The organism is Polaromonas sp. (assembly GCF_030689685.1).
In the GTDB taxonomy this organism is placed as follows: Bacteria; Pseudomonadota; Gammaproteobacteria; order Burkholderiales; family Burkholderiaceae_C; genus Polaromonas.
This window is the reverse complement of sequence record NZ_JAUYEY010000089.1, coordinates 1-21178: the sequence shown is the minus strand read 5'-3', so window position 1 is coordinate 21178 and position 21178 is coordinate 1. Positions and strand designations below refer to the sequence as shown.

At 60.7% G+C, this 21178-nt stretch carries 18 protein-coding genes, 1 pseudogene and 1 riboswitch; of the genes and pseudogenes, 12 read left to right on the top strand and 7 right to left on the bottom strand.

All coding sequences use genetic code 11. The annotated features are described in order from the left end of the window. Positions 1 to 38: 38 nt before the first annotated feature. The 6 genes from Q8O29_RS18675 to Q8O29_RS18650 all read left to right on the top strand — a co-directional run bounded on the left by Q8O29_RS18675 (position 39) and on the right by Q8O29_RS18650 (position 5578). A complete protein-coding gene (locus Q8O29_RS18675) occupies positions 39 to 968 on the top strand; it encodes a glyoxylate/hydroxypyruvate reductase A (RefSeq protein ID WP_305565561.1) in 930 nt (309 codons plus the stop codon). A gap of 4 nt (positions 969 to 972) precedes the next feature. Beyond that, positions 973 to 1881, top strand: coding sequence for a hydroxymethylglutaryl-CoA lyase (locus Q8O29_RS18670; protein WP_305565559.1), 909 nt, complete (start codon positions 973 to 975; stop codon positions 1879 to 1881). Positions 1882 to 2010: 129 nt separating this feature from the next. Further along, a complete protein-coding gene (locus Q8O29_RS18665) occupies positions 2011 to 2781 on the top strand; it encodes a YbaK/EbsC family protein (RefSeq protein WP_305565557.1) in 771 nt (256 codons plus the stop codon). Positions 2782 to 2809: 28 nt separating this feature from the next. Further along, positions 2810 to 3454, top strand: a complete 645-nt coding sequence (locus Q8O29_RS18660; protein ID WP_305565555.1) for a 2-hydroxychromene-2-carboxylate isomerase — start codon at positions 2810 to 2812, stop codon at positions 3452 to 3454. A gap of 176 nt (positions 3455 to 3630) precedes the next feature. Beyond that, on the top strand, positions 3631 to 5289 hold the full coding sequence (locus Q8O29_RS18655) for an MFS transporter (RefSeq protein ID WP_305565553.1): 1659 nt from the start codon (positions 3631 to 3633) through the stop codon (positions 5287 to 5289). A gap of 142 nt (positions 5290 to 5431) precedes the next feature. Continuing rightward, a complete protein-coding gene (locus Q8O29_RS18650; RefSeq protein WP_371134280.1) occupies positions 5432 to 5578 on the top strand; it encodes a hypothetical protein in 147 nt (48 codons plus the stop codon). On the opposite strand, the pseudogene Q8O29_RS18645 reads toward Q8O29_RS18650, so the two are convergent. Continuing rightward, positions 5555 to 6306 (bottom strand): annotated as a pseudogene (locus tag Q8O29_RS18645) (ABC transporter substrate-binding protein); the annotation flags it as partial. The gene Q8O29_RS18650 and the pseudogene Q8O29_RS18645 overlap by 24 nt on opposite strands. A 360-nt stretch (positions 6307 to 6666) precedes the next feature. Here Q8O29_RS18645 and uvrA point away from each other — a divergent pair. Together uvrA and Q8O29_RS18635 are read left to right on the top strand one after the other, a co-directional pair. Next, positions 6667 to 12822, top strand: coding sequence for an excinuclease ABC subunit UvrA (gene uvrA, locus Q8O29_RS18640; protein ID WP_305565549.1), 6156 nt, complete (start codon positions 6667 to 6669; stop codon positions 12820 to 12822). A 112-nt stretch (positions 12823 to 12934) separates the two neighbouring features. Further along, entirely contained in the window at positions 12935 to 13768 is an 834-nt protein-coding gene (locus Q8O29_RS18635; protein WP_305565547.1) for a DUF4399 domain-containing protein, read from the top strand. A 6-nt stretch (positions 13769 to 13774) separates the two neighbouring features. Here the strand turns inward: Q8O29_RS18635 and Q8O29_RS18630 are convergent, their stop codons facing one another. After that, entirely contained in the window at positions 13775 to 14602 is an 828-nt protein-coding gene (locus Q8O29_RS18630) for an HAD-IIB family hydrolase (protein WP_305565545.1), read from the bottom strand. 76 nt (positions 14603 to 14678) lie between these two features. After that, positions 14679 to 14753, top strand: a riboswitch (S-adenosyl-L-homocysteine riboswitch). Positions 14754 to 14856: 103 nt separating this feature from the next. Between Q8O29_RS18630 and ahcY the strand changes: the two genes are divergently transcribed. From ahcY to Q8O29_RS18610, 4 genes are all read left to right on the top strand, one after another. Continuing rightward, positions 14857 to 16287 carry an adenosylhomocysteinase gene (gene ahcY, locus Q8O29_RS18625; RefSeq protein ID WP_305565543.1) on the top strand — a complete coding sequence of 477 codons (1431 nt, stop codon included), beginning with the start codon at positions 14857 to 14859 and terminating at the stop codon, positions 16285 to 16287. Positions 16288 to 16349: 62 nt separating this feature from the next. Then, positions 16350 to 17345, top strand: a complete 996-nt coding sequence (locus tag Q8O29_RS18620) for a TlyA family RNA methyltransferase (protein ID WP_305565541.1) — start codon at positions 16350 to 16352, stop codon at positions 17343 to 17345. A gap of 16 nt (positions 17346 to 17361) precedes the next feature. Continuing rightward, the gene (gene metF, locus Q8O29_RS18615) at positions 17362 to 18192 is read left to right on the top strand and encodes a methylenetetrahydrofolate reductase [NAD(P)H] (protein ID WP_305565539.1); all 831 of its coding nucleotides are present in this window, start codon (positions 17362 to 17364) and stop codon (positions 18190 to 18192) included. Beyond that, positions 18189 to 18797, top strand: a complete 609-nt coding sequence (locus Q8O29_RS18610; RefSeq protein ID WP_305565537.1) for a septal ring lytic transglycosylase RlpA family protein — start codon at positions 18189 to 18191, stop codon at positions 18795 to 18797. Before metF ends, Q8O29_RS18610 begins: the two co-directional genes overlap by 4 nt. A gap of 250 nt (positions 18798 to 19047) precedes the next feature. On the opposite strand, the gene Q8O29_RS18605 is transcribed toward Q8O29_RS18610, so the two are convergent. From Q8O29_RS18605 to Q8O29_RS18585, 5 genes are all read right to left on the bottom strand, one after another. Continuing rightward, positions 19048 to 19395: a DNA-binding protein gene (locus Q8O29_RS18605; RefSeq protein WP_305565535.1), complete on the bottom strand. Its 348-nt coding sequence runs from the start codon at positions 19393 to 19395 to the stop codon at positions 19048 to 19050. Continuing rightward, entirely contained in the window at positions 19376 to 19672 is a 297-nt protein-coding gene (locus tag Q8O29_RS18600) for a DUF6516 family protein (RefSeq protein ID WP_305565534.1), read from the bottom strand. The genes Q8O29_RS18605 and Q8O29_RS18600 overlap by 20 nt, the downstream gene beginning before the upstream one ends. Before the next feature lie 68 nt (positions 19673 to 19740). Then, a complete protein-coding gene (locus Q8O29_RS18595; RefSeq protein WP_305565532.1) occupies positions 19741 to 20190 on the bottom strand; it encodes a GNAT family N-acetyltransferase in 450 nt (149 codons plus the stop codon). A gap of 191 nt (positions 20191 to 20381) precedes the next feature. Further along, positions 20382 to 20705: a hypothetical protein gene (locus tag Q8O29_RS18590; protein WP_305565530.1), complete on the bottom strand. Its 324-nt coding sequence runs from the start codon at positions 20703 to 20705 to the stop codon at positions 20382 to 20384. Continuing rightward, positions 20692 to 20985, bottom strand: a complete 294-nt coding sequence (locus Q8O29_RS18585; protein ID WP_305565528.1) for a hypothetical protein — start codon at positions 20983 to 20985, stop codon at positions 20692 to 20694. The genes Q8O29_RS18590 and Q8O29_RS18585 overlap by 14 nt, the downstream gene beginning before the upstream one ends. Between the last annotated feature and the right edge of the window lie 193 nt (positions 20986 to 21178).

Sequence of the window (21178 nt, the reverse complement as noted above, 5' to 3'; positions counted from 1 at the left end):
GGCAACTTGCGGGGCACGGTGGCGGCACAATTGAGGCCATGAATATTCTTTTTTGTTGCACCGGCGCCAAGGCCGAGCCCTGGGTCGCCGGCCTGCGTGCGGAGTTTCCCGCAGAAAGTGTTGAGGACTGGGCGCCTGGCGCGCCACCGGCTGACTTTGGGGTGGTCTGGACACCGCCGCAGCAGTTCCTCGACGAGCAGCCGCAGCTCAAGGCGCTGTTCAACATCGGCGCCGGCGTTGATGCCCTGCTGAAACTCAAGCTGCCGCCCAAGGCCTTGGTGGTGCGGCTTGACGATGCCGGCATGTCGGTGCAGATGGCCGAGTATGTGAGCCATGCGGTGATCCGGCATTTTCGCGAGTTTGATGGTTACGAGGCCGACATCGTTGGCGGCAAATGGTCTTACCGCAAGCCGCACCTGCGTGCCGACTTTCCGGTGGGTGTGATGGGGCTGGGTGTGCTGGGCGACCGCGTGGCGCGCACGCTGGCGCAGTTTGACTTTCCGGTAAAAGGCTGGAGCCGTTCACCCAAAAATGTTAAAGGTGTTCAATGTTTTTCAGGGGATGCGGGCATGGCGGATTTCCTGGCAGCCACACGTATCCTGGTCTGCCTGCTGCCGCTGACACCGGAGACAACAAACATCATGAACCGGGACACGCTCTCGAAGCTGCAGCCCGGCGCCTATGTCATCAACGTGGCGCGCGGCGCGCATCTGGTGGACGAAGACCTGATCGCGCTGATCAACAACGGCCACATTGCCGGGGCCATGCTGGACGTGTTTCGCGCCGAGCCGCTGCCTGCGGAGCACGCTTTCTGGAAACACACGAAAATCAACATCACGCCGCACACCTCGGCGCGTACGCTGCGTGAGGAAACCATTGCGCAGATCGCCGGGAAAATCAGGGCCGTGGAAAACGGGACGCCGATAAGCAGCCTTGCCGGTGTGGTTGACCCGAAAAAAGGATACTGAGCTTATGAAATATCCATCCAAAATCAAAATCGTCGATGTCGGCCCGCGCGACGGTCTGCAGAACGAAAAGGCGCCAGTGCCTGCGGCGGTCAAGATCGAGCTCGTGCACCGCCTGCAGGACGCCGGCCTCACTGAGATCGAGGTCACCAGTTTTGTCTCGCCCAAATGGGTGCCGCAGATGGCCGATGCCGCCGAGGTCATGGCCGGCATCACGCGCAAGCCAGGCGTGCGTTATTCGGTGCTGACGCCCAACATGAAGGGTTTTGAGGCGGCGGTGTTGTCGAAGCCCGACGAGATCGTGGTGTTCGCAGCCGCCAGCGAGGCTTTCAGCCAGCGCAACATCAACTGCTCGATTTCCGAAAGCATCGAGCGGTTTCGGCCGGTGGCTGAAGCGGCGCGTGCGAACAACATCTATGTGCGCGGCGCGATTTCCTGCGCTGTGGGTTGCCCTTACGAAGGTGAGATTGCGCCGGAACGCGTCGCCATGGTCGCCCGCCTGCTCAGGGAGATCGGTGTCCAGCACATCGGCGTGGCCGACACCATTGGCGTGGGCACGCCGGTCAAGGTCGAGCGCGCCATGGAAGCGGCGCTGCAGCATTACGGCGTCGACGATATCTCCGGGCATTTTCACGACACCTACGGCCAGGCGCTGGGCAACACGCTGGCCAGCCTGCAGATGGGCATCTGGCAGTACGACACCTCGTCGGCCGGCCTCGGTGGCTGCCCGTATGCCAAGGGCGCCACCGGTAACGTGGCCACCGAAGACGTGGTCTACATGCTGCAGGGCATGGGCATAGAGACCGGCATCGACCTGGACAAACTGATCGATGCCGGCAAGTTCATCAGCGACTTCCTGGAGCGCAAGCCCAATTCGCGTGCGGCGACGGCCTTGCTCAACAAGAGGGCCGGTTGATGCGCGCGGCGTTGAGCAAAAAACGCGGAGGCAACTTCCCCTTCAAGCAGGGGCCGCAGAACCGGCTTCGCCGGGCCGCAGGCGCAGCGGCCCTCTCGGGGGGCAGAGAGCGACACGCAGTGCGCGAACGTGGGGGCTTATAACGTGTGCCGCAGTGAGCTCAAGGTGCTTCCTGAAGGCGTGCAGCGGGTCACCGCGATGCTGGAAAAACATGGCCATCCGCATTCGCCCATGATGCTCGACGATGCGGCGCGCACGGCGCAGCAGGCGGCCGATGCGCTGGGCATCATGCTCGGCCAGATTGCCAAGAGCATCATCTTCCGCCGCAAGTCGGATGACGCCGCTGTGCTGGTCATCACCGCTGGCGACCAGCGGGTCGACGAGCGCAAGGTCGAGGCCCTGGCTTGCCCTGACGGAAAACGCCTCGGCCGGGCCGACGCAGAGTTCGTCAAGGCGCGTACCGGATTTTCGATAGGCGGCGTCTCGCCGCTGGCGCACGCCACGCCGCTGGTCACGCTGATCGACCAGAGCCTGTTTCGTTTTGAAGAGATCTGGGCGGCGGCGGGCCATCCGCACGGCGTGTTCAAGCTGAGCCCGCAGCAGTTGGTGGACCTGACGGGTGCGCCGGTGGCTGACGTGGTAGTGGACCCGGTGCAGGCACAGGTGTCGCAGCAACATGCTATTGATTTAGTAGCTGCACATGCCCACCAGATAAGGGCTGAGGCCCTCAATCTTCCATCGCCCTGCATCTCGGTATGCCGCATGAGCGCGCGCACGGGGTGGTGCGAAGGCTGCTTTCGCACACGCGACGAGATCGCCGGTTGGAGCCAGACCAGCGATGGCGGCAAACGCGCGGTCTGGAACCTGATTGAACAGCGCATTGTTGCGCTGCAGGCTTGATGCTTCCCACGCGTGATGGGTATTGCTCATGAAACACATCACCTTCTACCTTGACTTCATCTCGCCCTATGCCTACCTGGCGTTCGAGAAATTGCCGGAAGCGCTCAAGGGCATCAGCTACAGCGTCACCTACAAGCCGCTGCTGTTTGCCGGCCTGCTGAAACACCATGGGCAACTCGGCCCGGCCGAGATTGTCGGCAAACGCGAATGGACTTACCGCCAGGTGCTGTGGATGGCGCGCGAGCAAGGCGTCGCGCTCCAGTTGCCAGCGCTGCATCCCTTCAACCCCTTGCCCCTGCTGCGCCTGGCTGTGGCCTGCGGTGCAAAAGGCACGCCGAACCGCTATGTGTGCGAGACGCTGCTGCGGCATGTGTGGTGCGGCGGTGCGGACGCGGCTGACGCGTCACGCCTGGACCAGATGACGGCGCTGCTGGCGCCGCCACGCGCGCCCGGCAGCGTGGAGGTCAAGGCTGACCTGAAGGCGCATACCGATGAAGCCATCAGGCAGGGCGTGTTTGGTGTGCCCACCATCGCGGTTGACGGCAAGTTGTTCTGGGGCCTGGACGCCTTGCCCATGCTGCGCGCCTACTTGCTGGGCAATGCGTGGTTTGATGGCCCTGACTGGGATGCGGCACGTCAGCTAGAGTCAGGTACCACCCGCCCAAAACCATGAACGATACGGCTTTCTTCGCATCCTGAAAATCCATTCAGGGGTTTTCCCTTGGCTTGTCAGCAGTCGATAAGTTTCGCGAAAGCTCCTGTTGGTTTCACGTCAGAGCTGGGTCAGTGTCTCCAAAAATAATCGGTGCAGCCTTCATCTCGGGGGCGTTATTTATTGGAGAAAGCATCATGGCAACAGCAGCCGATAACCAACCCATGTCGAGGGAGCAGAAGAAAGTTATCCTCGCTTCATCGTTGGGTACCGTATTTGAGTGGTACGACTTTTACCTGTACGGCTCGCTCGCCGCGATCATTGCCAAGCAGTTCTTCAGCGGTCTGGATGAAGGCTCTGCCTTCATTTTCGCCCTGCTCGCATTTGCTGCCGGCTTCATCGTTCGCCCATTCGGCGCTCTGGTATTTGGTCGCCTTGGCGACATGGTCGGCCGCAAATATACCTTTCTGATCACCATCGTGATCATGGGCTTGTCGACCTTCATTGTCGGTTTGCTGCCCAACTACGCTGCGATTGGTGTCGCTGCGCCCGTGCTTTTGATCGCCCTTCGTATGCTGCAGGGCCTGGCGCTGGGTGGCGAGTATGGCGGTGCTGTGGTCTATGTGGCAGAGCACGCGCCCCATGGCAAACGCGGTGAATACACAGCCTGGATTCAGACCACCGCGACGATGGGTCTTTTTCTGTCGCTGATGGTGATTCTGGCCACGCGTACCATCGTGGGCGAAGCTGCTTTTGCTGACTGGGGCTGGCGTGTTCCTTTCCTGGGTTCGATCTTCCTGCTGGCCATCTCGGTGTATATCCGTTTGTCGATGAACGAGTCACCGGCTTTCGTGAAGATGAAAGCTGAAGGCAAGACCTCCAAGGCTCCCTTGTCCGAGTCCTTCGGCCAGTGGAAAAACCTGAAGATTGTCATCCTGGCGCTGTTCGGCATCGTCGCCGGCCAGGCAGTGGTGTGGTATTCGGGTCAGTTCTATGCGCTGTTCTTCCTGACGCAATCGCTGAAAGTGGAAGGCGTTTCCGCCAACCTTTTTGTTGCTGTCTCGCTGGTTGTCGCCACGCCTTTTTTCATTGTTTTCGGCAAACTCTCGGACAAGATTGGCCGCAAGCCGATTATCATGACCGGTCTGTTGCTGGCGGTGGTGACGTACTTTCCCGTATTCACAGCCTTGACCAAAGCGGCTAATCCCGAACTGCATGCTGCGCAACTTAAAAGCAAGGTGGTTGTGACGGTAGACCCGGCGCAATGCTCTTTCCAGTTCAACCCAACCGGCACCGTGAAATTCACCAGCGCGTGCGATATCGCCAAGCAGGTTCTCGCCAGCAATTCGGTGAGTTACAGCAACGCACCGGCTGCTGCTGGCGTTCCTGCCACCATCACAATTGGCGAGACGGTTGTACCCGTCTACACAGCCAAAGGTTTGCCGCCGGCTGAAGCAAAAGTCAAGGATACGGAGTTCAAGAAAGCTGTGGTTGATGCACTCCGGGCTGCCGGCTACCCGGCCAAGGCGGACCCGGCCAAGGTCGACAAGTTCATGGTGATTCTCATTCTGAGCTACCTGGTCTTGCTGGTGACCATGGTGTATGCCCCGATTGCAGCCATGCTGGTGGAACTGTTCCCGACCCGCATCCGCTACACCTCGATGAGCCTGCCCTATCACATCGGTAACGGCTGGTTCGGCGGTCTGATGCCCACCACGGCGTTTGCCATCGTGGCGCAGACCGGCGACATGTACAACGGCCTGTGGTACCCGATCATTGTTGCCGGTATGACTTTTGTCATTGGCATGCTGTTCGTCAGGGAAACCAAGGACGTGGATATCTACGCCAAGGACTGATGGTCCTGAGTTGGCTCAGGCATTGGCTTGAGCGGGCCTAAAACTGGCTTTCGAGATACTGGCCCCCGTCATCATGTCGAGGGCTTTTTTCTGGAGATGCCCCCTATGGAAAATAGCGCTGGGATTCATTGCATTTTCGGCCTTGGCCTTGTTCATCCTGAGCACAGGCGGCGACATTGACCTGGGCGGCGAGACGCACGGCGCCGATGCCGTGTATGCGCCGGAGCTGCGGCCAGCAGCGCCAAGTGTTGCCCCAGGCGACGGCTCAGCGCAGGAACTTGCCGTCTGACCCGATGATGGACAGATCGGCGAAGTCCAGCTCGGTGTGGTCCTCTGTGGAGTAGTTCACTTCCAGGCCGCCGATGTCGAGTTTGCGTATGCCTTCCAGCGCGGTCTGGATTTTTTCCCGCGTCGGTTTGACGCCGGCCCGGCGCAGTCCTTCGACCAGCACCTTCTGCCGCCCAGACTCCTAGCATGGCCGGGCTGATGTCCCCGCACCCTTGGCCTTGGCCCACTCCTGGGCTTCTTTGACGATGCCGTAAGCGATGGGCGCTCATACGGAAAGACCTGGGTCACGATCACGCCGCGTGCGTTGTCGCCCAGGCTCTTGATGAGGCCGCTCGATGCATTATTGGACAGCGTCACCACCTGCGCCGCAGAGCCGGCCAGACGCAGCGCCTTGGTGCCATCGACCACGGCCTGGCCGGAGGCCACCATGATGACCGCCTGCGTGTTGGTCTCCACCACCTTGGGTGCGAGCGGTCCGAAGTCAGGTTTGCTGCGGCTGAACTTTTCCAGCACCGAAGGCTGCAGCTTGGCGGCGGCCAGTCCTTTTTGCGCACCGGCCACGCCATCGGCGCCAAAGCTGTCGTCAGCGTAAAAAATGCCGATTCGGGTGATGCCCATGGAGTTCAGGTGGGCAACAGCTTTTTCAGCCTCGCGCTGGTACGTGGCGCGCACATTGAAGACATTATTTTTGACAGGCTGATGCAGCACCATGGCGCCAGTGGACGGGCCAGCATGTTCCACTGCACGAGCCTGCGCGGCATGGATTAGGGGCCAGGCCCGCAATGACAACTTCAGGTCTCATCCACGTCCCCGTCTGTCGGTCACAGCAAAAATGAATCCTGTCTCAAGCCCGGATAACAGGCTTATCGGTATGCGCTGCTTATTGGGCGTTTCAAAACTCATGACAGTCGGAACGCTCAATCCCTCACCCCGTCCCTCTCCCACAGGGCGAGGGTGAGAGCCGTCCACATCACTGCCCGTGTATTTGGAAAAGATCAAATAAGTAAGTGCCATTTGCCTTAACCCCACGGGTCGCAAGCGCTATTGCGCTGTCTAAAATGTTTGACCTCTTCAGGAAAGCCTCCACCCATGTCCCAGGGAATCATCCGCATCCGCGGCGCGCGCCAGCACAACCTCAAAAATATCGACTTGGACATACGCACCGGCGAAATGACGGTTGTGACCGGCCCCAGCGGCTCCGGCAAGTCTTCGCTGGTGTTCGACACCCTGTTTGCCGAGGGCCAGCGGCGTTACGTGGAAACCTTTTCGGCCTACGCACGCCAGTTCCTGGACCGCATGGACAAACCGGCGGTGGACAAGGTCGAAGGGGTGCCGCCGGCGATTGCGATTGACCAGACGAATCCGGTGCGCAGCTCGCGTTCGACGGTGGGCACCATGACCGAACTCAACGACCACCTCAAGCTGCTGTATGCACGCGCTGCGCAGTTGTGCGACAAAAAGACCGCGCAGACTGTGCGCCATGACACACCCGAGTCGATTTACGCGGAGCTGATGGCGCGCACCGCCGGCAGCGATGCAAGAGTAGTCATGACCTTTCCGGTGGAGCTGCCCGGCAACACCAGTGCGGAAGAAGTCACGCAATGGCTGTCGGCCAGTGGTTTTACGCGTGTGCATGCCGAACGCGACGTGGCCACGCCGGCCGGCCCGCACAAACTCCTCGACGTCGTCGCCGACCGCTTCCGTGTGCAAGCCACCGAGAAGGCGCGGGTGATCGAAGCCATCGAACTTGCACTCAAGCGCGGCGGCCGCCTTAATGTGTATGTCATGGCCTCAGCCCCGGAGTTAGCGTCTGATCCCCATGCTGATTCGCCTGTCCTCCCGGACCCGATCCGGGATCCAAGGATTGCGGGCGCTGAAACTCCGGACTTGATCCGGGGCCGCAATGACAAGTCAGTCGAGGAGACGTGGCGCTTCTCCACCGGCCTGCATTGTCCTGACAGCGACCTGCGTTATGCCGACCCGACGCCCTCGCTGTTTTCCTTCAACTCGGCCATGGGCGCCTGCGAAACCTGCCGTGGTTTTGGCCGTGTCATCGGTGTCGATTACGGCCTGGTGATCCCCAACGACAAACTGACCCTGCGATCCGGTGCCATCAAGACCCTGCAGACGCCGGCGTGGAAGGAAGCGCAGGATGACTTGATGCGCCACGCCGAAACCGCCGGCATCCCGCGCGACACGCCCTGGTACAAACTCATGCCCGAGCAACAGGCCTGGGTCATCAACGGCTCGCCAAACTGGAACGGCAAATGGAACCAGCACTGGTTCGGCATCAAGCGATTTTTTGCCTATCTGGAGAGCAAGGCCTACAAGATGCACATCCGGGTGCTGCTGTCCAAGTACCGCAGCTACACGCCCTGCGAAACCTGCGGCGGCGCGCGACTCAAACTTGAAGCGCTGCTCTGGCGCCTGGGCTCCAAAGACGCGGCTGATGCGGTGTTGCCGCCAGGCCAGCGTTTCATGCCGGTGGGTGTGGACTGGACGCGCGCGCAGCTTGAGGCGATGCCGGGTTTGTGCATTCATGATTTGATGCGCTTGCCGATTGACAAGTTGCGGAGGTTTTTCGACCGCATCCAGCCCTCACCCCAACCCTCTCCCGGAGGGAGAGGGGGCAGTTCACTCCCTCTCCCAGCGGGAGAGGGCAGGGGTGAGGGAGAGCAGCAGGCGCTGAAGCTCCTCTACGAGGAAATCTCCACCCGCGTCAAATACCTCAGCGATGTCGGCATCGGCTATCTGACGCTGGACCGGCAAAGCCGAACCTTGTCGGGCGGCGAGGTGCAGCGCATCAACCTCACCACAGCGCTGGGCACTTCGCTGGTCAATACCCTGTTCGTCCTGGATGAACCCTCGATCGGCCTGCACCCGCGCGACATGAACCGCATCACGCAGGCCATGCACCGCTTGCGCGACGCCGGCAACACGCTGGTGGTGGTCGAGCACGACCCGGCCGTGATGATGGCGGCGGATCGCATGATAGACATGGGACCCGGTCCGGGCGAGAAGGGCGGGCAGATTGTGTTCGACGGCACGCCTGAAGACCTCAAACATGCCGATACGCTGACCGGCGCCTACCTCGGCTCGCGCAAGCAGGTTGGCATGGGTTTCAAGCGACCGGTCAGCGACAACACACCGCGCCTGATTCTGGAGGGCGCGCGCGACCACAACCTGAAGAACCTGACGGTCGAATTTCCGCTGCAGCGCCTGGTCTGTGTGACCGGTGTCAGCGGCTCGGGTAAATCGACGCTGATGCAGGACATCCTGGCGCCCGCGCTGCTGCGCCAGTTTGGCAAGGCCACGGAAACCCCGGGCGCGCATGACCGGTTGTTGGGCGCCGACTATTTGACCGATGTGGTGTTTGTCGATCAGTCGCCGATTGGTAAAACCGCGCGCTCCAACCCGGCCAGTTATGTAGGCGCGTGGGACGCGATACGCGAGTTGTTTGCGCAGGCGCCGTTGGCCCGGCAGCGCAGCTACACCGCGACCAAGTTCAGCTTTAACAACGGCGACGGGCGCTGTCCGACTTGCGGCGGCTCTGGCTTTGAACATGTGGAGATGCAGTTTCTCAGTGACGTCTATTTGCGTTGCCCCGATTGCGATGGCAAGCGTTACCGGCCCGAGATTCTGGAGGTGACGATTGAACGCAAGGCCATCGGGGCGGTGCATGCCCGCTTGATGAATGTGGCCGACGTGCTGAACCTGACCGTCAGCGAAGCCAGCCAGTTGTTTGCCCAGGACCGTGAAGTCATTCGCGCGCTGCAACCCATCGTTGATGTCGGGCTGGAGTACGTCAAGCTGGGCCAGCCGGTGCCCACGCTGTCGGGCGGCGAAGCGCAGCGCCTCAAACTCGCCGGTTTTCTGGCCGGGGCGTCCAAAACCGCCAGCAACAGCCGCCAGCCGCTGGCGCTGAAAAACATCAACCGTGGCACGCTCTTTTTGTTTGACGAACCCACCACCGGCCTGCATTTTGACGACATCGCCAAACTCATGCGTGCCCTGCGCAAGCTGCTGGATGTGGGCCACTCGTTGATCATCATTGAGCACAACCTGGACGTGATCCGCTCCGCCGACTGGCTGATTGACCTGGGACCAGAAGGGGGTGAGGCGGGTGGTTGGCTGGTGGCCCAGGGCACACCGGAAGCGGTGCGCCAACACCCCACATCACACACCGCGCTGGCCCTGCGTGAGTATGAGCACATGTTTGGTATGGGCGGGCACACGGTGCAAGAAAAGACTTCAGACTCCCTCACCCTTTGGGGGAGGGCGGGGGTGGGGGCTGCCCCAGGCGCAAAGAGCCCTCACCCTAACCCTCTCCCGGAGGGAGCGGGAAAAACAGCAGAGGGCTTCATCCAGATCGTCAATGCCAAAGAGCACAACCTCAAAAGCCTGTCGGTCGATATTCCGCGCGGCAAATTCAATGTGGTGACGGGCGTGTCGGGCTCGGGCAAATCGACACTCGCCTTCGACATCCTGTTCAACGAAGGCCAGCGGCGTTATCTGGAGTCGCTCAATGCTTACGCGCGCAGCATTGTGCAGCCGGCGGGCCGGCCCGAGGTCGATGCGGTGTACGGCATTCCGCCCACCGTAGCCATTGAGCAGCGCCTGTCGCGTGGTGGCCGCAAGTCCACGGTCGGCACCACCACCGAGGTCTGGCATTTTTTGCGCCTGCTCTACGTCAAGCTGGGTATCCAGCACTGCACCAAAGACGGCGCGGCCGTGATGCCGCAAAGTCCCGACAGCATTGCCGCGCAGATTCTCAAGGCCTGGCGCGGCCAGCACATTGGCTTGCTGGCGCCGCTGGTCATCAACCGCAAGGGCGTGTACACCGAGCTGGCCGACTGGGCGCGGCCGCGCGGCTATACCCATTTGCGCATCGACGGCGAGTTTTTGCCGACCACGAATTTTCCGCGCATCGACCGCTTCAAGGAACACACGGTGGAGCTGCCGATTGCCGACATCCATGTAACGCCCGCCAACGAAGCCGCCCTGCGCCAGGCGCTGGCGACCGCGCTGCAACACGGCAAGGGCGTGGTGCATGTGCTGGCGCCGCTGGACGGCCTGCGCGGCGCGATGATGGCGGGCACATCGACCAAACAGATCGGCAGGCTACAGGCTTCGTCCACGCAGCGCGCCTGCCCGGTGTGTGCCACTTCCTATGCAGAGCTTGATCCGCGCCTGTTCAGCTACAACAGCAAACACGGCTGGTGCCCCGACTGTGTCGGCACCGGTGTCAAGCTCAGCAAAGAGCAGCGCAAGGTGTTTGACGATTCGGTGCGTGACGACGACAACAAGGGCCGCGAGCAAAATTTTACCGAGCCCGAGGTCGAAGACGTGCTAGATGCCGCCTGCCCAGGCTGCCAGGGCACGCGCCTGAACGCGCAGGCGCGTGCGGTGAAATTTGCCGGAGTCGGCATTGCCGATATCGCGGCCCTGTCGGTGACGGATGTTCGTGCCTGGGTGGAAAAGTTGACGCTGTCCGGCCGCGAAGCCGGCATTGCGCGCGACCTGATTCCCGAGATCAAAAGCCGGCTCGAATTTCTGGAAGACGTCGGCCTGGGCTACCTGACCCTGGACCGTGGCGCCCCGACGCTGTCGGGCGGTGAGGCGCAGCGCATCCGGCTGGCGGCCCAACTGGGCTCGAATCTGCAAGGCGTCTGTTATGTGCTGGACGAGCCGACGATTGGCCTGCACCCGCGCGACAACCAGATTCTGCTGAGGGCACTCGGCAAGCTCAGTGAACGCGGCAACACGCTGGTGGTGGTCGAACATGACGAGGACACGATACGCCGTGCCGACAACATCATCGACATTGGCCCGGGTGCTGGCAAACGCGGCGGGCAACTGGTGGGGCAGGGCACGGCCGCCCATCTGGCCACCTTGCCTGATTCACTGACCGGGCGCTACCTGGCGAACCCGCTGGTGCATCCGCTGCATGCCAGGCGTGATACGCAGTTGCCCCTCACCCCAGCCCTCTCCCCAAAGGGGCGAGGGAGTGCATCCCCTGTGTTCCCCCCTCTCCCCCTGGGAGAGGGCAGGGGTGAGGGCTCCCCGCTTGCCAAACCTCTCAGCAAGGCCAGACAAGCCGCCCAAAAAGCCGCAGCCCTGAAAGCCCAGGCTGCCGCTGCCAGCATGACGCACAACGCCGCACCCGCCGCAGTCAATCCGGTCACCTCGTGGCTGAGCGTTGTCAAAGCCGATCTGCACAACCTCAAAAACATCTCCATCAGCGTACCGCTGTACCGGCTGGTGGCCGTGACCGGCGTCTCCGGCTCGGGCAAGTCCACACTGGCGCGTGATGTGCTGCTGACCAATGTGCAAGCCGCTGTCATGCAGCGCAGCACCAAAGCCGGGCGCGACGCCGACGCCGCCGGCAAACACCCGGCTTGGACCGGCTGCGAGCGCATCGCAGGCTATGCCGCCGTCGATCGCGTGCTCGAAGTCGATCAAACCCCCATCGGCAAAACCCCGCGCTCCTGCCCGGCGACCTACATCGGCTTTTGGGACACGATCCGCAAACTGTTTGCCGACACGCTAGAGGCCAAGGCCCGAGGCTACGCCGCCGGGCGCTTCAGCTTCAACACCGGCGAAGGCCGCTGCCCGACCTGCGAAGGCGCAGGCGTTCGCACCATCGGCATGAGCTTTTTGCCCGATGTGAAAGTGCTGTGCGAAACCTGCCACGGCGCACGCTTCAACCCCGAAACGCAGGCCATCACCTGGCGCGGCAAAAACATCGGCGACGTGCTGAAGATGGAGGTCGATGAAGCGGTCGAATTCTTCGCCGCAATGACCGCCATCAGCCACCCATTGCAGTTGCTGAAAGACGTCGGTCTCGGCTACCTGACGCTGGGCCAGCCGTCGCCGACGCTGTCGGGCGGCGAGGCGCAGCGCATCAAGCTGGTGACCGAGCTGTCGAAAGTGCGTGACGACATCACGCGCCGCGGCCAGAAAGCCCCGCACACGCTGTATGTGCTGGACGAGCCGACGGTCGGTCTGCACATGGCCGATGTCGAAAAGCTGATTCATGTATTGCACCGCTTGGTTAACGGCGGCCACAGCGTGGTGGTGATCGAGCATGACCTGGACGTGATTGCCGAGGCCGACTGGGTCATCGACCTGGGCCCCGACGGCGGCAACGCCGGCGGCCAGGTGGTGGCCTCGGCGCCGCCGGAAGCGGTGGTGAAGTTGGGGACGCACACCGGTAAAGCACTTGCCAGCGTGCTCGCCCGTTGATCAGAGAAAACCCGCAATAGTGAAGGGGTTTGCGTGTTCCGGTGACCAGGTGTAACTGATTGTTCTTAAAATTACCGTTCAGTATTTTCTGACGTTTTTCATAGAGCAACCCATGACACGATTTGCTTGGTACCTGCCTTCCCTTTTCTTTGCCCTGTTCATGAGCCTCGGCGCCGGGGTCTCGGCCCAAGTGCCTGCAACCCCTGTTTCAACGGATGAGGTCGAGGCGCTGCCGCACCCTTGGGTGGTGCCTTCGCCACGCGCGGCCGAGACCTACTTCACCAACCTGCAGGACGGCGGCACTTACGAGGCGCCCTTTGTGGCGCGTTTTGGCCTGTCCATGCGCGGGCTGGTGCCGGCGGGCAAGACGGTCGGGCGCGCCGGACACCACCATTTGCTGGTGAACCAGGACTTGCCGCTGGACTTCAAGAAGCCTCTGCCTTTCACCGACCAGTACATCCATTTTGGCAAGGGCCAGATGGAAATGGTCGTCAACCTGCCGCCGGGCCAGTACAAGTTTCGCCTGTTGCTGGCGGACCAGGGTCACATCCCTTACTTTGTCTACAGCAAACCCTTGAGCGTGACGGTCAGCAAACAGAACAAGTTGGTAAGCCCGGCTGCGGTGCAGGGCCCGCCCCGCGTCGAGCTGTTGAGCCCGGCGGACCGTGAAACCGCCAAGGGCCCGTTTCGGGTTCAGTTCCATGCCAGCGGTTTCAACGTGTCGCATGAAGGCCCCAAGGGGGCGGACACCGGGCATTTCCGCCTGACTATGGCGCGCGCGGGGCGCAAGCCGGAGGTGCTCAACTTCACCGGTGGCCAGACAGAAACCTGGCTCAACCCGCCGTCCGGCGACTACAAGCTGCGGCTCGAACTGGTCAGTAATACCGCTGAGGGCAAGGTGCTGAGCGCGGCCCGGACATCGGCGCTGTCGGTCGCCGCGCGCTAATCCTGTTCAGGCCAGACTTTTGCGCGCGGCCAGCAAGGCCGCCGCTACTTCGGCAAAACCGGCCCCGCGTTCACCTTTGGTGATGTAACGTGGTTTGTGGCTCAGCTCGGCTTCAAAGCGGCGGATGTTGGCCACACCTATAGAGTGGGGGAAGGCCTCGAACATTAGCTGGTCGTTGGTGGAGTCGCCGACATAGACCCAGCGGTCCATCTCGGCCTTCAGGTCGCGGCCGAACAATTCACGCACGATCCAGCGTGCGCCTTCCAGCTTGTTGTGCGCACCGAACCACCCGTTGATGTGGATGGAGCTCACGGTCGCGTTCATGCCTTCGCTTTGCATGATCTGCACCGCATGGGCGATGGCGGCAGGCGGCAGATGCACCAACTCGCTGTGGTCGATAGCGATGTCGGTCTCGCGTCCCGGGCTGTCCTGTGAGATCACCGCGCCGGGTACTTCGCGCACGACGCGGGCCGCGACCTGCTGCATGCGGAAGTGGTTAGCCTGCCGCGTCAGTTTGTCTTGTTGGTATCTTTTTGATAGCAAACTATGTCCGTCTGATATGGGCTGAAGCCCGATTTTGCTTAAAATCAGCGCCACCGAACCGTTTTCGGCCACGATAGCATCGACCGGCCAGCTTTGCGCAAATGGCTCGCTCCAGCCCACCGGGCGGCCGGTGATAGCGATCACATGCAGGCCGGCGGCTTTCAGGTCGCTGAGGGCCTGCAGCGCACCGGGTGTGATCGCGCCATTGGTGGTCAAGGTGTCGTCGATGTCGGTGAAAACGCCGGTGATGGCGCGGCGCTCGGTCGCCAGCCAGGTGCTCAGTTCTTGCATCGTGAAATTTTCGCATGAGTACCGCAGCGGCGGCGGGGGCCTTTGCCCTGCGCGCGCGGGTTGGCTACAATAGTTGCTTCCTGAGGAGCGTTGCAACCCACGGCATGTGGTCTAGGCTCAGGAATTTCATCTGCAACCACGCTCACCCGCATGTGCTTTCAAGCCGGGTGAGTTGACCCACTCCCCGCCCACCTGACGCCTTGCGGCCGTGGCTATTTTGCCGAATTGGACCTTTGATTTTTGGAGATATCCCAATGAGCGCCATTCTCAAACCTACCGCCGATTACGTTATTGCCGACCTGGCACTTGCCGCCTGGGGCCGCAAGGAACTGAACATTGCCCAGACCGAGATGCCCGGCCTGATGGCCATTCGCGAAGAATTCGCCAAGGCGCAGCCGCTCAAGGGCGCGCGCATCACCGGTTCGCTGCACATGACCATTCAGACCGGCGTGCTGATCGAGACATTGCAAGCCCTGGGCGCCGACGTGCGCTGGGCATCGTGCAACATCTTCTCCACACAAGACCACGCCGCCGCCGCGATTGCCGCTGCCGGCACACCGGTGTTTGCCATCAAGGGCGAAACCCTGGCCGACTACTGGGACTACACCCACCGCATTTTTGAATTCACCGGCGCCAAAGGCTCGGCCGAAGAAGGCCCGAACATGATCCTGGACGACGGCGGCGATGCAACGCTGTTGATGCACCTGGGCACCAAGGCCGAAAAAGACGCCTCCCTGCTGTCCAAGCCCGGCAGCGAAGAAGAAATCTGCCTGTTCAACGCGATCAAGGCCAAACTCGCACAAGACCCGACCTGGTACAGCCGCCGCCTGAAAAATATCGTTGGCGTGACCGAAGAAACCACCACCGGCGTGCTGCGTTTGAACGAGATGTCGGCCAAGGGCACGCTGGCCCTGCGCGCCATCAACGTCAATGACTCGGTGACCAAGTCCAAGTTCGACAACCTCTACGGCTGCCGCGAATCGCTGGTTGACGCGATCAAGCGCGCCACCGATGTGATGATTGCCGGCAAGGTGGCACTGGTGGCCGGTTACGGCGACGTGGGCAAGGGCTCGGCCCAGGCGCTGCGCGCGCTGTCGGCCCAGGTCTGGGTGACCGAGATCGACCCCATCAACGCCCTGCAGGCCGCGATGGAAGGCTACAAAGTTGTGACCATGGAATACGCTGCCGACAAGTGCGATATTTTTGTGTCTGCCACCGGCAACAAAAACGTGATCACTTACGAACACATGGCGGCCATGAAAGACCAGGCCATCGTCTGCAACATCGGCCACTTCGACAATGAAATCGACGTTGCTGCACTCGAAAAATGCACCTGGGAAGAGATCAAGCCGCAAGTTGATCATGTGATCTTCCCGGACGGCAAGCGCATCATTTTGTTGGCCAAAGGCCGTCTGGTTAACCTCGGTTGCGGCACCGGTCACCCGAGCTTTGTCATGTCGTCCAGTTTTGCGAACCAGACCATTGCGCAGATCGAGCTGTTCACCAAACAGGCCGACTACGAAGTGGGCAAGGTGTATGTGCTGCCGAAACATCTGGACGAAAAAGTCGCGCGTCTGCACCTGAAGAAAGTCGGCGCGATGCTGAGCGAACTCAGCGACGAGCAGGCGGCGTATATCGGCGTCAGCAAAGCAGGCCCGTACAAGGCTGATACGTATCGCTATTGAACGGCGGTATTTCTCCCTCTCCCAAAGGGCGAGGGGGCAAGACCATGGAGCTAAATGCCTAAATGCGCGCTGACTTATTCCTCGTCGAACACGGCCACGCCGCCACCCGCTCCCAGGCCCAGCGCCTGATTGCGTCTGGCGTGCGTTGGCGCGCCGAGGAAAGCGCACCCTGGAAGAAAGTCGCAAAAAACGGCGACGAGATTCCGGCTGGCGCAGAGATCGAAATTCCCGATACCACTGAAGCCAAGTACATCTCGCGCGGCGGGCTCAAGCTTGAAGGCGCGCTCAAAAGTACGGGGATCCAGGTGGCGGGGCTGCGTTGTCTGGACATCGGCCAGTCTACCGGTGGCTTCACCGACTGCTTGTTGCAGCAGGGCGCGGTTCAGGTTGTGGGTGTAGACGTGGGCCATGGCCAGTTGCACCCCAGCCTGCGCGCGGACCCGCGTGTGCTGTGCATCGAAGGGGTCAATGCCCGTTCGATGACTGCTATGGATTTGGTAGCTGCTCCCGCCCATTCGGCAGGAGCTGAGGCCGAATTTGATGATGAAAATTTTGACGGGAAAGACGCCGAGCCGGTAGCGGCGAACTTTGACTTCCTGACCGGCGATTTGTCCTTTATCTCGCTGACGCTGGTGCTGCCGGCAGTGCTACGGCTGCTCAAACCCGGCGGCAATGCGCTGATGCTGGTCAAGCCCCAGTTCGAGCTGCAGCCCGGCCAGATCGGCAAGGGCGGCATTGTGCGCGATGCCAGTCATTTTGAGTTTGTGGAAAAACGCTTGCGCGATGCCTGCACGGCGCTTGGCATGACGGTGAAAGCCTGGTTGCCCTCGCCGATTGAAGGTGGCGACGGCAACCGCGAGTTTTTCATCCATGCCGTCAAGGGCCATGACAACGCTGGTGAAGACCAGCCCCTGCCGGCGGCGCCACCACGCAAAGCCGCCAAACGCACGCCGCGCAGCGAGCTGCGTGCCATGCATGAGGCACACGAGGACTCTGAAGAAGCCTACGCCGGCCAGCACGGCCCGGCGCGCGGCAAACGCCGCGACAAAGACGACTGAACAAGTGAGACCGGTGATGAATCTTCCAATCAGCTTTGAATTTTTTCCACCCAAGACGCCTGAAGGTGCTGACAAGCTGCGCGCCACGCGCCAGGCCTTGTACGCGCACCAGCCCGAGTTCTGCTCGGTCACCTTTGGTGCGGGCGGCTCGACGCAAGAGGGCACCTTCGGCACTGTTGGTGAAATCCTGAAAGAGGGCGTGGCCGCCGCCTGCCATTTTTCCTGCGTGGGCGCGACCAAGGCCACGGTGCGCGAACAACTGGCCACCCTGCAGGCCATGGGTGTGAAACGCCTGGTGGCGCTGCGCGGTGATTTGCCCAGCGGTTATGGAGCGGGCGGGGAGTTTCATTACGCCAGTGACCTGGTGAGCTTCATTCGCGAGTTCACTGGTGACGCCTTTCACATCGAAGTGGCGGCTTATCCCGAGATTCATCCGCAGGCCAAATCGGCCGACGCCGACCTGCAGGCTTTTGCCGCCAAGGTCAAAGCCGGCGCCAACTCGGCCATCACCCAGTATTTTTTCAACTCGGACGCCTACTTCCGTTTTGTCGACGACGCGCTGCAGCTTGGTGTTGATGTACCGGTGGTGCCGGGCATCATGCCGATCACGAGTTCTACCCAGCTGATGCGTTTTTCCGATGCCTGCGGCGCCGAGATACCGCGCTGGATACGCCTTCGCCTGCAGGGTTTTGGCGACGACACGGCCTCGATCAAAAGCTTTGGACTCGATGTGATCACTGATCTGTGCGACCAGCTTAGAACGGCGGGGGTGCCCGGTATTCATTTCTACACCATGAACCAAGCCGCTGCGACGACCGAGATCATGCGTCGCTTGCAACAGGTTTGAGTTTGCGAAACGCCGTTCTCCGGGTCGCTGCTACAGCCAGTCTGCTGGCGCTGCTGTCAGCCTGCACGCCCCTGCTGGCCGTCCCGCCCACAGCATCAGCGCCTGTTCCGGGTGTGCCCGCAACAGCCGCGAAGGTACCCCCCGAAGCAAACGCCGCACCGATAGCGCCGCCAGATACATTGCCTGTCCTTGCAGTTGCGACAGATGACACAGCGCTGCTGGCCGGTGAAGCCGCCCGTGAGTTCGAGCAGGGCAAAGCCTCCTGGTACGGTCCGCGCTTCAATGGCCGGCGCACCGCCAGCGGCGAGCGCTACAACATGCATGCGCTGACGGCGGCGCACAAGACGCTGCCCTTTGGTACGGTGGTGCGCGTGCGCAGCCTGGTCAACGGCAAAGAAGTCGATGTGCGTATCACCGACCGCGGCCCCTTCAGCCGTGGCCGCGTGATTGACCTGAGCCGTGCGGCGGCCGAGTCGATTGGCATGCTGGGGCTGGGCGTGAAAGATGTGTTGCTGCTGGTGCCGGAATCCACGCCAGCAGTGGCCGCGCCGCCAGCACCGGTCGGACGCGCCCGCGTGATCAAGCGTGCACCAAACCTGCGCTAACCACAGCTCTGTCATCCCGGACTAGATCCGGGATCCATGCCGCGCTCGCCGCTGTCGCAGCGATCAAAGAAACTTTCATGCATCAAATGTGCCTCCAGCCCTTATTCAACCAGCGCGGGGAGCTCCTGAATTAATAGCAATTGTGGTCAAGGGCTACGGCTGTGGCGATAAAGGTGGGCGGCGTGGTGTGACGTGATGCCGCACCCACACGCGCCACGAAGAGGCTGCTTGTTGAGTCTGCACTGACGCGCTACGCTGCTTCGAGCAAAAATTCGACCTTGACAGCTTCGAACGGAAACACAATGCCGCCACCCTCGGCGCGATCAAGAACCCCAGTATTCAGTAGAGTCGTGATGTCGGAGTGAACGGCCTTCACGTCACGATCAACGCGGCGAGCTGCCTCGCGAATGGATACTGGCCCTGCACCGCAAAGTACCTTCAGCAGTTCCCAGCGCTTCGCTGTGAGTACTTGCCAAAGCAATTCCGGCGTTGCAAAGCTGATTCGCGCCGACCGTTCCGGCTTCCCGGTTTTCCAGGACTTGCCAAAATTCGCCATGGACTCCTGCGGCGGGCGAACCTCAAGAATTACTGTTTTCATCGTTCCACCTCGTTGTGTCTTTCTGAAAATCGACGATTAACCGCTCTGACGTGCTGAACCTGTACGAGGTCTCGGACGCGCCGTAATGGCGATGGTCACCTTTTCCGACTTCGTTGTCGTAGCGCACGACGCATACCGAGTGGACAACGTAGGCCAGTCTGTATTTGAACTCGTGGGCGGACCCCGATACTGGCCTTGGGACTCGCCAAAGAACCAACTCGGCGAACGAGTGAGTTGAATAGACGATCCGCGTTCGCGCGATCAGAGTTGCCTTCATGTTGGAGATGATGCCAACACGCAGAGGTGTTGTCAACTGCTCCAACGACGGCGACCCCCGTCAGCGACCTAAACTGCGGTGCGAAAGCTGTGGCCGTGGCGCTCGAAGTCCAGCGAATCGTAAAACGCATGCGCCTTGTCGCGCTTTATGTTGGACGACAGCGCGAGCTTGTAGCAACCGTTTTCGGAGGCCAGCGTAATCGCATGGCGCATCATGGCCTTGCCGATTCCATGGCCCTGCATGGCAGGGTCCACCGCCACGTCTTCAACCACCGCCGATGGCGCGCCCAGGTGGCCCAGGTTGTCCATGATGAGCAGGGCAAAAGTGCCGACCACCTGTGCGCCCTGCACCGCTACATAAAGTTTGTAATTGGGGTAACTCGCCATGCGCGCCCAGATACGCTTTGCATCCGCCAGTGGAAGAATGTCTCCGTCATCAATGTCTGGCTGGGCGTAGAGGCGCAGTACATCGGGCAGGTCAGCTTCCCGGGCAGGGCGAAAAACGGGTTGTTGGTTCATGGCTCGACTGTCCATATGCAGCGTGTCGGAGAGATGACAGTCCTGCGAGCGCGGGACAACTCCCATTTCCCATTCCTAACTCATTCTTCCTCGGCGTTTGGATTGCAAGATGGGAGACCTGACCCTGGATTTCCGCAAAAGATATTTTCAGAGAACCGGTGCTTCGGGGCCGGGCTTGTCCAACAACCGGTTCAGATCGCGGCTGCGCTTCGCTTGCGCGATCTAACCTTATTCGTTGGACTAGACGAAGATTCCACAAGTCGCCCGGACACAAACTTGTGAAGCACGCTTGCTATCAACGTCTGGTAGGGCAAACCCTCTTCAAGCGCTCTTGCTTGAATATCCATCAAGTCGGGTGTGGAAAGGCGGATATTGACCCGCTTTTCTTTGAGAAACGTGGCTGACGCAGCAGCTTTGAATTTAGCCAGCTTGGCTTTTGAAGGAGACGTGGACTTCAATTCTCCCTTCTCATAAGCGGTCAAAATATCTTGCTCAAACGCATCAAGTTTTTTCATTTGGTTTACTCCTTAGCAAATAGTCTCTCGTTGCCTTTCTACTTGGGATCACTGTTTTCAGAAAGTAGTAATCTGGTTCTTCAACGTAAGGCACCAAGTAAACATAACTATCAAGTGCCACAACAAAAACAGACTGGTTTGGATATTTTTCCGTGTTCGGGTGGCGCAATTCATCTAACAAACCATCGGCCTCAATTGCCAGTACGATTTCTTCGAACGAAATGCACCGATCAATTTTTAACGCCTCGTTTTTATCGTGATTCCAGCGAAAGGGTTTCATGCGCTGAAGTTTAACTCGATGTGTGCCTATTGTCACCTATTGGTGCGATGTCTAACGATTAGCGTTTATCTGCCGCGCTGCAATGCTGATTGAAACCATGAACAGCTCCCGCGGCAGATAAACCATGTTGGACTGAACCGCCGACTGAAGCGGTCACGATAGGGGATTGAAAGCTTCACCCCATTTGTTTGAT

Bases quoted from the DNA above. Each gene is read 5' to 3' on its own strand.
- Q8O29_RS18675 (WP_305565561.1), top strand. From the start codon at position 39: ATGAATATTCTTTTTTGTTGCACCGGCGCCAAGGCCGAGCCCTGGGTC.
- Q8O29_RS18670 (WP_305565559.1), top strand. From the start codon at position 973: ATGAAATATCCATCCAAAATCAAAATCGTCGATGTCGGCCCGCGCGAC.
- Q8O29_RS18660 (WP_305565555.1), top strand. From the start codon at position 2,810: ATGAAACACATCACCTTCTACCTTGACTTCATCTCGCCCTATGCCTAC.
- Q8O29_RS18655 (WP_305565553.1), top strand. From the start codon at position 3,631: ATGGCAACAGCAGCCGATAACCAACCCATGTCGAGGGAGCAGAAGAAA.
- uvrA (WP_305565549.1), top strand. From the start codon at position 6,667: ATGTCCCAGGGAATCATCCGCATCCGCGGCGCGCGCCAGCACAACCTC.
- Q8O29_RS18635 (WP_305565547.1), top strand. From the start codon at position 12,935: ATGACACGATTTGCTTGGTACCTGCCTTCCCTTTTCTTTGCCCTGTTC.
- Q8O29_RS18630 (WP_305565545.1), bottom strand. From the start codon at position 14,602: ATGCAAGAACTGAGCACCTGGCTGGCGACCGAGCGCCGCGCCATCACC.
- ahcY (WP_305565543.1), top strand. From the start codon at position 14,857: ATGAGCGCCATTCTCAAACCTACCGCCGATTACGTTATTGCCGACCTG.
- Q8O29_RS18620 (WP_305565541.1), top strand. From the start codon at position 16,350: ATGCGCGCTGACTTATTCCTCGTCGAACACGGCCACGCCGCCACCCGC.
- metF (WP_305565539.1), top strand. From the start codon at position 17,362: ATGAATCTTCCAATCAGCTTTGAATTTTTTCCACCCAAGACGCCTGAA.
- Q8O29_RS18605 (WP_305565535.1), bottom strand. From the start codon at position 19,395: ATGAAAACAGTAATTCTTGAGGTTCGCCCGCCGCAGGAGTCCATGGCG.
- Q8O29_RS18600 (WP_305565534.1), bottom strand. From the start codon at position 19,672: ATGAAGGCAACTCTGATCGCGCGAACGCGGATCGTCTATTCAACTCAC.
- Q8O29_RS18595 (WP_305565532.1), bottom strand. From the start codon at position 20,190: ATGAACCAACAACCCGTTTTTCGCCCTGCCCGGGAAGCTGACCTGCCC.
- Q8O29_RS18590 (WP_305565530.1), bottom strand. From the start codon at position 20,705: ATGAAAAAACTTGATGCGTTTGAGCAAGATATTTTGACCGCTTATGAG.
- Q8O29_RS18585 (WP_305565528.1), bottom strand. From the start codon at position 20,985: ATGAAACCCTTTCGCTGGAATCACGATAAAAACGAGGCGTTAAAAATT.